Source organism: Pseudomonas sp. EA_35y_Pfl2_R111 (genome assembly GCF_963970955.1).
In the GTDB taxonomy this organism is placed as follows: Bacteria; Pseudomonadota; Gammaproteobacteria; order Pseudomonadales; family Pseudomonadaceae; genus Aquipseudomonas.
The window spans coordinates 186,353-199,340 of the sequence record NZ_CAXAOM010000002.1 but is presented as its reverse complement, the minus strand read 5'-3'; the positions used below and the strand labels follow the sequence as shown (position 1 = coordinate 199,340).

The window sequence follows — 12,988 nt, the reverse complement described above, 5'->3', positions numbered from 1 at the left end:
CACTCTCACAATTAAGCAGGAGGTTTGCTGTGAAGCCCTCGCACGTCTGCAGTTTGTTCGCCGTTGTCTGTTCCGGCGCGGTCAGCGCTGAAAGTTATGTGATTGGTGTAGAGAAGCTGGCCTTTGCGCCGCACTACAGCATCGATGCGCAAGGCCAATACCAGGGTTTTGCTCGTGATCTGTTCGACCTGTTCGCGCAAACGAGCGGGATGGAGCTGAGCTACAAGGTGCTGCCAGTTGAGCAGCTGTTGCCCGCACTGCTCAGCGGCCAGGTGGATTTCAAATACCCCGACAGCGAAACCTGGGCGCAGGAGCAGAAGGCCGGCAAGACCCTAAGCTACAGCCAGGGGGTGGTCGAGTATGTCGATGGCGTGCTGGTAGCGCCGCAGCGCCAAGGCCAGCCCATCGAGCAGATCAAGCGCCTGGCCATGGTCAATGGCTGGACGCCTTGGGGTTATCAGGAGCGTATCAATGCTGGGCAGATCGAGCTGACCTACAACGATGATCTACGCCAGATGATTCGTCAGGCACTGAAGAAGGACACCGACGGCGCTTACTTCAACGTGGTGGTGGCCACCCATTACCTAGACAACATCCGTGCGCGACCGGGCGCACTGGTATTCGATGCGCAGTTGCCGCATAACCGTGGCAGCTTCAAGCTGTCGACCCTCAAGCACGCGGCGTTTATGCAGCGTTTCGATCGCTTTCTGGTCGAGCAGCAGAGCGAAATTGCCGCGCTGAAAAGCCAGTACAAGGTCGAGGCCAATCTGGATGCTGAGCGCATCGGCCTGGAGCAGTGGAAGCTGGATTTTATTGAGCGCAAAAAGCTCAAGGATGCGCAATCGCAGTGATGCGTTGAGCTAACAAAAACCGCTCCTGGTGAGCGGTTTTTTTCTGCACGCCACACAAGGCTGCTTGTGGCCTTGGGCGCAATAAAAAAGGGATGGCAGCGATGCCATCCCTTTTTGCCGCGGGTTGCCGCCTACCCGGCGATCCGCATCAAGCACATAGGCTTAGAAGTGGTACTTCACCAGTGCTTGTACTGCAGTCTGATCGAAGCCATCGGTGGAACCGTCGATTGGCCGGATGCCGTACTTGTTGTGCCACATATTCAGCTCGGTACCGACGTAAAGTTTGCGCTCTTTGCCGAACAGCGCTTTGCCCGCATCCCACTTGACCTGGATTGAAGAGCCGACCGAAGTCTGGGTGCCGGCGTCTTTGGACGGTGCGCGCCAGTCGATATAACCATCGACCACGAAGTCTTGGTCGCCAATGGCAAACGGGTACGCGCCGCTAACGGTCAATTGGTAGGTGTGGCCGTTGCCCTTATCCGATGCCTTGAAGTCATGATCGAAGAAGATGTGGTTATTGACCTTTACCGCGTACAGGTTGGCGTTCAGGTAGGCGAAGCCAGGAGCGTTCCAGGCGGTGCCGATGCCGTACAGGTAGTTTTCGGTGCCAGGGCCGCCGTTGCCTTTTTCATAGGTAAAGGCTGCGTACACATCTTTCAGCGGGCCTGCTGACAGGTCCTGACCGGTCAGCCAGCTGAGGCTGACGCGTGGCGAAAACTCCATGTAGTAGAAGCTGCTTTTTTCATCGACATTCAGGTTGGCGAAGTTGCTGCCACGCGCCTGCGCGTTGTCAGCGTTGATGTAGTCGAGGAAGAAGAAGGTATCGCCCCAGGTCCAGCCGCTGGCGTTTTCCAGGGTGAAAGTGCTCTGCGAACGCTGCTCTTCGCCGTTGAAATTCAGGCGCTGGAAGTTGCTGCCATAGAGGTAGGAGAGGCTGGTGTCTTGCCAAAGAAAGGCATCGCTGGCCAAGGCCTGTTGACCGGAAAACAGTCCAGCCGAGAGGGCGATGCCGTGGGGCAGGTGCTTCAGTTTCATCATGGTTTCCTTATTATTGGACTTACAAGGTTTCTCGAACCTGCGGCGAACCGCAGGATCTATCAGGCAAAGGGGCAATGGTTTAGCTAGTGCGCGGGGCCACGTTGAGCTCATTGCGGTTGCTGTTAGGCGCATCCGTAGTGTTGTCGTCCTGCGGGTTCTGCAGCACGGTGTGCAGGTGGGCTTCAGGGTCGTAGTCGTTTTCTTCCAGCTGCAGATGCTCTTCCGGCAGGAAGATGTTCAGCAGAATGGCGCTGAAGGCACCGATGGTGATCGGCGAACCGAAGATGTTCTTCAGCGTATCCGGCATCTGCGAGAGCACTTCCGGTACGGCTGCAACACCCAGACCCAAGCCTAGGGATATGGCCACGATCAGCACGTTGCGACGATGCAGGCCGGCCTCGGTGAGAATCTTGATCCCGGCCACGGCCACGGTGCCGAACATGATCAGCGTAGCGCCGCCAAGTACCGGTTTCGGCATCAACTGCAACACTGCGCCCACCGCCGGGAACAGGCCCAGCAGCACCAGAATGCCCGCGATATAGAAGGCCACATGGCGGCTGGCCACACCCGTCAGTTGGATCACGCCGTTGTTCTGGCTGAAGGTAGTCATCGGCAGGCTGTTGAACATCGCGGCGATGGCCGAGTTGCAACCATCGGCGAGTACCCCGGATTTGATCCGACGCATATACAACGGACCTTTGACCGGCTGCCTGGAGATGATCGAGTTGGCGGTCAGATCGCCTGCGGTCTCCAGCGGGGTGATCAGAAAGATCACCGCAATCGGCACAAACGCTACCCAGTCAAAATTGAAGCCGTACTTGAAGGGCACCGGTACGCTGACCAGGGGCACCTGAGCCATATTGGCGAAGTCTACCTTGCCGGTAAACCAGGCCACGCTAAAGCCCAATACCAAGCCGATGATCACGGCCGACAAGCGTATTACCTGCGACGGGAAGCGGTTAAGGATGACGATGGTGACCAGCACCAGGCCGCCAAGGCCCAGGTGGTGCAGGGCGCCCAGATCCGCCGCGCCGTAGCCGCCAGCGATATCGGTCATGGCCACTTTGATCAGCGACAAGCCCATCAGACAGATGATGGTGCCGGTGACGACGGGAGTGATCACTCGGCGTAGCTTGTTGATGAACTGGCTGAAGGCGATCTCGACAAAAGCCGCGCAGAAGCACACGCCAAAGATTGTCGAGAGAATTTCCTCCTCACTGCCGCCGCGGCCCTTGACGATAAACCCGGCGCTAAGAATCACGCTAAGAAAACCGAAGCTGGTGCCCTGCAGACACAGCAGGCCGGAGCCGACTGGGCCAATGCGCTTGGCCTGGATAAAGGTGCCGAGACCGGACACGAACAGCGCCATGCTGACCAGATAGGGCACATAGGCGCCTAGGCCGAGTACGCCACCGATAATCAGGGTAGGGGTGATGATGCCGACAAAGCTGGCCAGTACGTGCTGCAACGCGGCGAAGATCGCCGGAGCAAAGGCCGGAGTGTCGTGCAGTTGGTAGATCAGGTCGTTGTTTGCCACAGACGGAGCCGTGGTCTCTGTGTCGCGAGTCGTGGTCATATCAGAGCCTGCCAGTTGTTTTTATACGGTCATGGGCTTGCGAGGCTTCACGGCGCCTCTGTTCTGTATCTGGGCAGAAGTTGTCCACCTGGTCAGAATGAATCGACTATAGCAACTTGTTCACAGCGTTAAAAACAATTTATTTTAAGATTGTGCACAAAAAATGAACCACCAGTCAGATAACCCCGTAGCCAGCCATATGTGGCCGGGAGAGGTTCGGTTTAGAGGGGATTAACTGGTTTTTTTGGCGATTGCACGCAGCGGCAAGCAGCCCGGCGAACCGCGCTGCTTGGTTAGGAGCAAAGAGGGCTAGTGCTGCGGGTGCGGATTGTTTACCCCAGCGCGCTCCGGCCCGCCGAGGATATTGAATAGCAGGTTTAGCAATACCGCGCTGATGGTGGCCATGGCGATGCCGCTGTGGGTGATCGGCTCCAGCCAGTGCGGCAGGTGCGCGAAGAACTCGGGGCGCACTACTGGGGCCAGACCCATGCCGATGCTGACGGCGACCAGCAGCTGATTGCGGCGGTCGGCAATATCCGCCTCCTGGAGAATTTTGATGCCTGTGGCTGCAACCATGCCGAACATGGCAATGCCCGCGCCGCCCAGCACTGCCGGCGGTATCGAGGCCACCAGGTAAGCGGATTTGGGCAGCAGGCTCAAACCGATCAGTAATAACCCGGCGGCAGCGGTGACATAGCGGCTACGCACGCCAGTCATTTGCACCAGGCCGATATTCTGCGCAAAGGAGGAGTGGGTGAAGGTGTTGAAGATGCCGGCGAAGAACGAGGCGCCGGCATCACACAACAGGCCGCGACGCAGCATACCCGGGGTGACTTCCTTGCCGGTGATTTTGCCTAGGGCTAAGAACATCCCGGTGGACTCGACGAAGATGATCACCACCACCAGGCACATCGACAGTATCGGCGCCAGATGAAATTCCGGCATGCCGAAGTGCATGGGTTTGACCACGGCAAACCAGGCGCTCTGCTGCAGGCCGCTGAGGTCGACCATGCCCAGGCCGCCGGCTACCAAGTAGCCGACCAACATGCCGATCAGCACCGAAACATTGACCCAGAAGCCGCGCATAAAGCGGTTGATCAATAGGATGGTCCCCAGCACCAGGGCGGCAATCGCCAGGTACTGCAAGGCGCCGAACTCAGTGGCAGCGCTACCGCCGCCGGCCCAGTTGAGAGCCACTGGGAACAGCGAAAGGCCGATGGCGGTAATCACCGTACCGGTTACCAAGGGTGGGAAGAAGTGCACGATGCGCGACATAAACGGCGCAATTAGCATGCCGAAAAAGCCTGCGGCAATCGTTGCACCGAATATTCCCGGCAAGCCGATCCCCGGCGATCCGGCCATGGCCACCATGCTGCCGACCGCGGCAAAGCTGGCGCCCATCATTACCGGCATACGGATGCCCATGGGGCCGATACCCAGTGATTGCACCAGTGTGGCGATACCCGCCACCAAGAGGTCGGCGGTAATTAGAAAGGCGATGTCTTCACGGGACAGACCAACGGCTTCACCGATGATCAAGGGCACCGCTACCGCGCCGCCGTACATCAGCAGCACATGCTGGACGCTCACCAGAATCATCTGCAGCAGGGGCAGGCGTTGGTCCACCGCGCAGGTCGATGTTGAATTCAGCTGGGTCATGCAAATACCTCAGGCGCTTTTATTGTTGTAAGTCGCTGTTCGGCACAGATAACTGTGCCGGAGAATTCTTGCAGGGTGCAGATAAATAAATGCCGCGCCCTTACGGGCGCGGCATTCGGGTGGATCAGTTGAGCTGGGCGCCCTGGTCGATCCATGAGCCGATCAGCTCGCGTTCTTCCTGGGTCATCTGGGTGATGTTGCCCAGTGGCATGATTTGCGAAGCAACGCTTTGCGCGTGGATCTTCGCGGCCTGCGCTTTGATCTGCTCCGGTGTGTCGAGGATAAACCCGGCAGGCGCTGTGCTGAACATTGGGCTGCTCGGCGTAGCCGAATGGCACACGCTGCAGCGTTCCTGAATCACGCTGTTGATCTGGGCAAAGTCGCCAGCGGCCGTTGCGCTCTCAGCTGCAGTATCGGCCTCAGGTGCCTTCGCGGCTTCCGCCGGTTTGGCTGCGGCTTCGGCAGTCTTGGCGGCAACCTCCGGATGGCCGCTGATGCCAGTGGCCGGGACTGGAGCGTACTTGATCACTGCGGCTTTCGGCTCCTGCGGTGCGGAAGCCTTCATGCTCGGGCCGGTAACGAACGCCAGGCAGATCATGCCCAGTGCGGCGGCGGGCAGGGTCCAGACGTACTTGTTGCTGTCATGGCGGGTGTTGAAGTAGTGACGCACCAATACCGCCAACATCGCGATGCCTGCCAGGATCAGCCAGTTGTATTGGCTGCCGTAGGTGCTCGGGAAGTGGTTGCTGATCATGATGAACAGCACCGGCAAGGTGAAGTAGTTGTTGTGACGCGAACGCAGCAGGCCTTTGGCTGGCAGAGTTGGGTCTGGCGTGGTGTTGTCTTCGATGGCCTTAACCAGCGCGCGCTGGGCCGGCATGATGGTGAAGAACACGTTGCCGACCATGATGGTGCCGATGATGGCGCCGACATGAATATAGGCAGCGCGGCCGCTGAAGATCAGGTTGAAGCCATACGCGGCAGCGATGATCAGCACAAACAGCACGGCGCCGAGCAGAGCCGGGCGCTTGCCTAGCGGCGAATCGCAAAGGAAGTGATACGCCACATAACCCGCGACCATCGAACCGAAACCGATGGCAATGGCCAATGCCGGATCTAGATCAACGCCCGGTTTAACCAGGTACAAACTTGGGTTGAGGTAGTAGACCACCAGCATCAGGGCCACGCCTGACAGCCAGGTAGCGTAGGCCTCCCATTTGAACCAATGCAGGTTGTCCGGCATTTTTGGTGGAGCCAGTTTGTATTTTTCCAGGTGGTAAATACCGCCACCATGAATCGCCCAGAGGTCGCCGGACAGGCCGTCGCGCGGGTTAGCTCGGTCGAGGTTGTTTTCCAGCCAGACGAAATAGAAGGACGCGCCGATCCAGGCGATGCCGGTGATCATATGGATCCAGCGAATGCTCAGGTTCAGCCACTCAGTCAAATGCGCTTCCACAATCAGTACCTCTTTCCCAGTGCCGGCACGCCGGTGCTGGGCTTCTCTTATTGGTGGGGGGCGAGGAGCAGTTGCTCGTCGTCGGTAAAGAAATGCTCATCGCAGTTGTTGCCAGAACCACTGCGATCAACCACCAGGAAGTCATCCCGCTTTTCGATCGTCAGCACCGGGTGGTGCCAAACGCCGCGATGGTAATTAATGCCCTGCCTGCCGTTGCTGCGGAAGGCGCGGACCAACTCCGATTCAGGTGCATCGCCAACTGGCGCGACCACAATCAGAAAGGGGTTGCCGAGCAGCGGAATAAACGCCTGGCTGCCCTGCGGATGGCGCTCCAGCATGCGAATGGTCAGCGGCATATCCAGCGCCTCGGCACTGAAGATACTGATGATCGCCTTATCCTCTGGCTGTGCGGTCTCAACCGTGGCCAGTTTGTGATAACGGCGAGTGGAGCCATTGTTGATCATGAAAAATTCGCTGCCTTCGGTTTCGATAACGTCACCAAAGGGGGCGAAGGCTTCTTTGCTCAGCGGCTCGATGATCAATGTGCGCATGTTGGTCTTCTTGTTCGTTCGTTTATGCCCCTCTCCCAATGGGAGAGGGGTTTATTGGCTTACTTGGCGACTTTGCCGAACAGGCGCAGGCGGCTGATGCCACCGTCCGGGAACACGTTCACCCGTACGTGGGTGATCGGGCCCAGCGCCTTGATCTGCTCGCTGAATTCGTGCTCGGCGTGCATCTGCAGCTTCTGGCTTGGCAGCAGTTCGCGCCAGAACAGGCTCTGGGTTTCGATCTGGCTGTCGGTGCCGCCTTTGACGAAGGCCGCCTGGATCGAGCAGCTGTCCGGGTAGTTGCCTTTGAAGTGCAGGGTGTCGACGACGATGCGCTCGATCTCGCCCGGATGGCCGAGGGCGACAATCACCCAGTCGTTACCTGGCGTACGACGACGCGCGGTTTCCCAGCCGTCGCCCATGTTGATGCCGCGGCCCGGGTTGAGGATGTTGCTCATACGACCGAAGTGTTCATCCGAGCACGCCAGGGCGCGACCGCCATTCAGCGCGGCAGCCAGATCGATCTGCTCGTTGTCGCCAACATTGCTCCAGTCACGGAACGGCACACCGTACACGCGCAGACGGGCGACGCCGCCGTCCGGGTAGATGTTGAAGCGCAGGTGGGTGAAGGCCTGAGCATTAGCGATTTCATGGTAGTGGTGGCTGTTGCCTTGCAGCTCGACAGCGGCCAGCACTTCGGTCCACTCGGTGGTGTCGCTCGGGTCGCCTTCAGCGACGAAGCAGCCTTCCAGGGACGCCGACGGCGGGAAGTTACCGGTGAAGAAGCTGGTGTCGATGTCCACGCCCTTGATCGAACCCGGCACGCCCAGGCGGATTACCGCGCTGTCGTAACCCTCGAAGCGCTTGCGACGCGATTCCCAGCCATCCATCCACTTGCCGTTGTCATCGAACACGCCCTCCTTCCATACGGCCGGGGTCGGCTGGAACAGACGGTTAACGTCGGCGAACCAGTCGTCGGTGACCGAGATGGCCTTGGTGCCCAGGCGTGCGTCGGCGAGGTTGACGTATTTCTCAAAGGGTACGGCGTAAGCTTTCATGAAATGTCTGCCTTAGATGATGGCGTTGGGGAGGGCGGAGGGCTTGCGGCTTACAGCTGCTGCAAGCGGAACAGCGCGATTTTGTTGATCTCGGCCAGGGCGCAGGCGAACTCCTGCTCCGGGGAGTTATGAATCCGCTCCTCGAAGGCCGCCAGAATCTGGTGCCGATTGCTGCCTTTCACCGCCATGATGAAGGGGAAGCCGAACTTGGCCTTGTAGGCATCGTTGAGTTCGGTGAAGCGAGCGAATTCTTCGGCGCTGCATTCGCTGATACCGGCGCCGGCTTGTTCGGCGGTGCTGGAGGCGGTCAACTCACCGCGTACGGCTGCCTTGCCGGCCAGATCCGGGTGAGCATTGATCAGCGCCAGCTGTGCAGCATGGCTGGCACTGAGCAACAGGTCGGCCATGCGCTGATGCAGGCCGTCGATGTTATTGATGCTGTCATCCTGGCCCAGGTCAAAAGCCTTTTCGGCAACCCAGGGCGAGTGCTCGTAGATGTCGGCGAAGACTTTGACGAAATCTTCACGGCTCAAGCGAGATGGAGTCAGGGTTTGAAAACGGCTCATTTCGAGCTCTCCTTGGACGGCTGATCGTGCAACGGATGAGTTGCGTACCAGTGTTGGGCGATGTCGACGCGGCGTGCGCACCAGACTTTTTCGTGGCTCTGCACGTATTCAAGGAAGCGTGCCAGTGACGCCAGGCGCGCGGGACGGCCGAGCAGGCGGCAGTGCATGCCGATCGAGAGCATCTTCGGTGCGCCGGCCACGCCTTCGGCATACAGCACATCGAAGGCGTCTTTCAGGTACTCGAAGAAGTCATCGCCCTTGTTGAATCCCTGCACCTGGGTGAAGCGCATGTCGTTGGTGTCCAGGGTGTAAGGAATCACCAGGTGCGGCTTTTCCACGGTGCTGGCCGGGTCCCAGTAGGGCAGGTCGTCGTCGTAGGTGTCGCTGTCATACAGGAAGCCACCTTCTTCGCGCACCAGGCGGCGAGTGTTCGGCCCGGTGCGACCGGTGTACCAGCCCTGCGGACGCTGGCCAGTCAGTTCGGTGAGGATGCGGATGGCTTCGAGCATGTGCTCGCGCTCTTCGGCTTCGCTCATGTTCTGGTAATCGATCCAACGGTAGCCGTGGCTGCAGATCTCGTGACCGGCGGCGACCATCGCCTTGATCGCATCCGGGTGACGCTGCGCGGCCATGGCCACGGCGAATATGGTCAGCGGGATGTTGTGTTTCTGGAACAGATTCAGCAAACGCCATACGCCAGCACGGCTGCCATACTCGTAGAGCGACTCCATGCACAGGTTGCGCTGGCCTTGCAGCGGCTGAGCGGAAACCATCTCGGAGAGAAACGCCTCGGATTCCTTGTCACCGTGCAGCACGTTGCGTTCGCCGCCTTCCTCGTAATTGAGAACAAACGACAGGGCGATGCGCGCATCATTCGGCCAATGCGGGTGGGGCGGGTTGTTGGCGTAACCGATCAGGTCGCGTGGGTAGTCAGCGCTCACTGCAGTCTTCCTTCTTGCTGTTTGTGGCGGTCATTGGGCAGGCGCGAATGCGTTGCACGACCGTGATGGGCTAATTGTATACAAAGTGCTTTGCATCTTGTAAATCTAAAATTCACTTATTTTGTGAAATTTTGCCTTAATGCTGAATCTGTCCAATGTGTCAGCTGTTTCTGTGCAAAAGCAGTGCTTGCAAGCACTTATGGCCGATTTGCTGCCAGTTTACGGTGCGCTGACCAGGCGTAATGATCGATTTATTGTGTACAGTTTTTTATAAAAGTGTCTTATTTTTGAATTTCAGCATGCTATGCTTCAGCTCAGTCGAGGCTGCTTGGCCTGATAAATCTGCCGAATTCAATAAAAGTAGAGGAGGTGCGGCGTCTACGTAGGCTTATCTACGCAGGTGCCCATAAGCGATGGGACGATTGACCACACACGTACTGGATGCCGCCCATGGTTGCCCAGGCAGCGAATTGAAGATTGAGTTGTATCGCGTTGAAGGGGCTCAGATGGAGCTGCTCAATAGCGTTGTCACCAACCACGACGGGCGCTGTGATGCGCCGGTGCTGCAGGGTGACGATTACCGTAGCGGCGTTTACCAGCTGCATTTCCATGCCGGCGATTACTACCGCGCTCGCGGCGTCAAATTGCCTGAGCAGGCCTTTCTGGATGTTGTGGTGCTGCGCTTCGGTATTGATGCCGGGCAGGAGCATTACCACGTGCCGCTGCTGATTTCCCCTTACAGCTACTCCACCTACCGCGGTAGCTGAACCGAATGCTTGTCACCCTCTGACTCAATTTAAGAGTCCCTAGCCCGTACACACTGCGGGCTTTTTTTTGCCTGCGATTTGTCGGGTTTCACGCGCTAGAGTAGGAGCGGGCGGGGCGCGCAGTTCCGTGCCCGCGAACCGATATCGCGGGCATGGCCCGCTCCTACAGATGGTGGAGTGAATATGCCTTGGCAGGCTGTCAGCGGCTAAGCAGCGAGGCTGCGCCAGCCCCGCCAAACAAGGCCGCGCTGATACGGTTGAACCACACCTGGCCTTTACCCGACCGTAGGTAGCGCGCTGCGCTCTGGGCGCTAAGGCCGTAGAACAACTTGCAGCCCAGGTCCAGCACGGCCCAAGTGGCGATCATCACCAGCAGCTGGCCAAGTATAGGGCGTTCTGCGCTGATGAATTGCGGCAGAAAGGCGGCGAAGAAGAGGATGTCTTTGGGGTTGCTGGCACCGAGGCCGAAGGCCTTCCAGAACATGCTGCGAAAGCCTGGGTTAACCGGCTGTTCCTCAGCCGTCACCGGCTTAGCGGCGTTTCGTGATTCCTGCCAACTCTGCCAGGCGAGGTAGAACAGATAGAGCGCGCCGACAATCTTCAGCATGCTGAACAACTGCTCCGAGGCTAGCAGCAGCGCGCCAAGGCCGAGCGCAGATGCACTTAACAGGCAGATCGAGGCTGACACACCGCCGATAAAGGCCGGGGCCGAGCGGCGCAGCCCATAGTTAAGGCTGTTGCTGACCATCAACAGTGACAGCGGCCCTGGGATCAAAATCACCACCAGGGCAGCGCTTGCGAACAACAGCCAGGTTTCCAGACTCATTAGCGATTCTCCAGATGCGCAAAAGCCCTGACGCCATGTCAGGGCTTTGGTTTTGCTTGGTTCATGTTCCTTTGTTTTGAAAACGTAGCGAGCGATGACTAGGCAAGGCGAAGTCAGGCGCAAAAGCGGACTGGGCTCGCACGCGAGTGTACGACTGTACATGAGCATTTTGAGCCTGACTTCAACGCTGCATAGTCGAGCGCAGTAGTTTTCAATTACAGGAAGGCGAACTTGGCGATAAAAATAATGCACAGAACGTACAAGCTCAGCGATACCTTGTCGCGCTGACCTGTCAGCAATTTCAGCGTTGCATAGGTCAGGAAGCCCAGGGCAATGCCGTTGGCGATGGAGAAGGTCAGCGGCATCATCACCACGGTGACGATCGCCGGGATGGTATCGGTGTGGTCTTTCCAGTCGATATGCGCCATGCCGCTCATCATCAGCATCGCCACATAAATCAGCGCGCCAGCGGTGGCGTAGGCGGGGATCATCCCAGCTAATGGAGCAAAGAACATCGCGCAGAGAAACAGCACGCCCACGGCAACTGCCGTCAGGCCAGTACGGCCACCGGCGGCAACGCCCGCAGCACTTTCCACATAACTGGTGACTGGCGGGCAACCGACAAAGGCACCGACCACGCTGGAGGTACTGTCTGCCTTGAGCGCCTTGGACAGGTTCTGGATCTTGCCGTCTTCGTCCACCAGGTTGGCGCGATGGGCCACGCCCATCAGGGTGCCGGCGGTGTCGAACATGTTGACGAAGAGGAAGGCCAGAATCACGCTGATCATGGCAATGTTGAACGCACCGGCGATGTCTAGTGCCATCAGGGTCGGCGCCAGGCTTGGCGGCATGGAAACCAGACCGGTGTATTCAACCAGCCCCAGAGCCCAGCCAATTGCGGTGACGCCGAGCATGCTGAATAGGATGGCGCCAAACACATTACGGTGGCTAAGCACGGCAATCAGCAGGAAGCACACAGCAGCGAGGATCGCATTCGGCTCACCGAACGAGCCCATGGTCAGCAGGGTGGCCGGGCTGTCGACGACGATGCCAGCAGTCTTCAAGCCGATCAGACCAAGGAACAAGCCCACCCCCGCACCCATGGCAAAGCGCAGGCTCATGGGGATGCTATTGAGGAGCCACTCGCGGATGCGTGACAGGCTCATGATCATAAACAGCACGCCGGAGATAAACACCGCGCCGAGGGCGATCTGCCAGCTGTAGCCCATTTCACCGACAACGGTGTAGGTAAAGAAGGCATTTAGGCCCATGCCTGGTGCCAGGCCGACTGGCCAGTTGGCGTAAAGGCCCATGAGGAAACAGCCGATGGCCGCGCCGATGCAAGTGGCGACAAACGCTGCGCCATGGTCGACGCCGGCCGAAGCCATGATGTTGGGATTGACGAAGATGATGTAAGCCATAGTGACGAAAGTCGTCAGGCCCGCCAGCAGCTCGGTTTTGATTGTGGTGCGGTGTTCGGTCAGCTTGAAGAAGCGGTCAAGCAGACCGGGCTTGATCAGGTCTTGCATCTGCGTCGCCTGTTGTTCTTGTTTAGCGCTTTCCACAGGGGTACTCCTCATCTCTTGTTGTGTGCCACCCAGAGCCTGTGCTGCGCACTGCTCGACTCTTGAGGTAGGTGGTGTTTTTTGCCTTGCTGGCGTGCTTAGCTGACCTTTAGGTCAAGAAATAACGCTAGGGCCGA

The 12,988-nt window shown here is 58.5% G+C and carries 12 protein-coding genes; 2 read left to right on the top strand and 10 right to left on the bottom strand.

Annotation, left to right across the window (positions count from 1 at the left end):
- Nucleotides 1–29 precede the first annotated feature (29 nt).
- Entirely contained in the window at nucleotides 30–851 is an 822-nt protein-coding gene (locus AACY25_RS09505; protein ID WP_339524106.1) for a transporter substrate-binding domain-containing protein, read from the top strand.
- Between the two features lie 162 nt (nucleotides 852–1,013).
- On the opposite strand, the gene AACY25_RS09500 is transcribed toward AACY25_RS09505, so the two are convergent.
- The 8 genes from AACY25_RS09500 to puuE all read right to left on the bottom strand — a co-directional run bounded on the left by AACY25_RS09500 (nucleotide 1,014) and on the right by puuE (nucleotide 9,693).
- A complete protein-coding gene (locus AACY25_RS09500) occupies nucleotides 1,014–1,886 on the bottom strand; it encodes an outer membrane protein OmpK (RefSeq protein ID WP_339524105.1) in 873 nt (290 codons plus the stop codon).
- Between the two features lie 82 nt (nucleotides 1,887–1,968).
- Nucleotides 1,969–3,465: a nucleobase:cation symporter-2 family protein gene (locus AACY25_RS09495; RefSeq protein WP_339524103.1), complete on the bottom strand. Its 1,497-nt coding sequence runs from the start codon at nucleotides 3,463–3,465 to the stop codon at nucleotides 1,969–1,971.
- A gap of 309 nt (nucleotides 3,466–3,774) precedes the next feature.
- The gene (locus AACY25_RS09490; RefSeq protein ID WP_339524101.1) at nucleotides 3,775–5,124 is read right to left on the bottom strand and encodes a nucleobase:cation symporter-2 family protein; all 1,350 of its coding nucleotides are present in this window, start codon (nucleotides 5,122–5,124) and stop codon (nucleotides 3,775–3,777) included.
- 124 nt (nucleotides 5,125–5,248) lie between these two features.
- Nucleotides 5,249–6,580 (bottom strand): urate hydroxylase PuuD, encoded by a 1,332-nt coding sequence (locus AACY25_RS09485; RefSeq protein WP_339524099.1) that lies wholly within the window; start codon nucleotides 6,578–6,580, stop codon nucleotides 5,249–5,251.
- Nucleotides 6,581–6,627: 47 nt separating this feature from the next.
- Entirely contained in the window at nucleotides 6,628–7,131 is a 504-nt protein-coding gene (locus tag AACY25_RS09480; RefSeq protein WP_275962907.1) for an ureidoglycolate lyase, read from the bottom strand.
- 59 nt (nucleotides 7,132–7,190) lie between these two features.
- Nucleotides 7,191–8,186, bottom strand: coding sequence for an allantoicase (alc, locus tag AACY25_RS09475; RefSeq protein ID WP_339524096.1), 996 nt, complete (start codon nucleotides 8,184–8,186; stop codon nucleotides 7,191–7,193).
- Nucleotides 8,187–8,236: 50 nt separating this feature from the next.
- Nucleotides 8,237–8,752 (bottom strand): 2-oxo-4-hydroxy-4-carboxy-5-ureidoimidazoline decarboxylase, encoded by a 516-nt coding sequence (gene uraD / locus AACY25_RS09470; protein WP_339524094.1) that lies wholly within the window; start codon nucleotides 8,750–8,752, stop codon nucleotides 8,237–8,239.
- On the bottom strand, nucleotides 8,749–9,693 hold the full coding sequence (puuE, locus tag AACY25_RS09465) for an allantoinase PuuE (RefSeq protein WP_339524092.1): 945 nt from the start codon (nucleotides 9,691–9,693) through the stop codon (nucleotides 8,749–8,751). Before puuE ends, uraD begins: the two co-directional genes overlap by 4 nt.
- Before the next feature lie 413 nt (nucleotides 9,694–10,106).
- Between puuE and uraH the strand changes: the two genes are divergently transcribed.
- Entirely contained in the window at nucleotides 10,107–10,460 is a 354-nt protein-coding gene (gene uraH, locus AACY25_RS09460) for a hydroxyisourate hydrolase (protein ID WP_090253575.1), read from the top strand.
- A gap of 199 nt (nucleotides 10,461–10,659) precedes the next feature.
- Here uraH and AACY25_RS09455 read toward each other — a convergent pair whose 3' ends face one another.
- Together AACY25_RS09455 and AACY25_RS09450 are read right to left on the bottom strand one after the other, a co-directional pair.
- Nucleotides 10,660–11,286: a LysE family translocator gene (locus AACY25_RS09455; protein WP_339524091.1), complete on the bottom strand. Its 627-nt coding sequence runs from the start codon at nucleotides 11,284–11,286 to the stop codon at nucleotides 10,660–10,662.
- A 215-nt stretch (nucleotides 11,287–11,501) separates the two neighbouring features.
- Nucleotides 11,502–12,851, bottom strand: a complete 1,350-nt coding sequence (locus tag AACY25_RS09450; protein ID WP_445262133.1) for an NCS2 family permease — start codon at nucleotides 12,849–12,851, stop codon at nucleotides 11,502–11,504.
- Nucleotides 12,852–12,988: the final 137 nt, after the last annotated feature.

Coding starts and splice junctions, on each gene's coding strand:
- AACY25_RS09500 (WP_339524105.1), bottom strand. CDS start 1,886: ATGAAACTGAAGCACCTGCCCCACGGCATCGCCCTCTCGGCTGGACTG.
- AACY25_RS09495 (WP_339524103.1), bottom strand. CDS start 3,465: ATGACCACGACTCGCGACACAGAGACCACGGCTCCGTCTGTGGCAAAC.
- AACY25_RS09490 (WP_339524101.1), bottom strand. CDS start 5,124: ATGACCCAGCTGAATTCAACATCGACCTGCGCGGTGGACCAACGCCTG.
- AACY25_RS09480 (WP_275962907.1), bottom strand. CDS start 7,131: ATGCGCACATTGATCATCGAGCCGCTGAGCAAAGAAGCCTTCGCCCCC.
- alc (WP_339524096.1), bottom strand. CDS start 8,186: ATGAAAGCTTACGCCGTACCCTTTGAGAAATACGTCAACCTCGCCGAC.
- uraD (WP_339524094.1), bottom strand. CDS start 8,752: ATGAGCCGTTTTCAAACCCTGACTCCATCTCGCTTGAGCCGTGAAGAT.
- uraH (WP_090253575.1), top strand. CDS start 10,107: ATGGGACGATTGACCACACACGTACTGGATGCCGCCCATGGTTGCCCA.
- AACY25_RS09455 (WP_339524091.1), bottom strand. CDS start 11,286: ATGAGTCTGGAAACCTGGCTGTTGTTCGCAAGCGCTGCCCTGGTGGTG.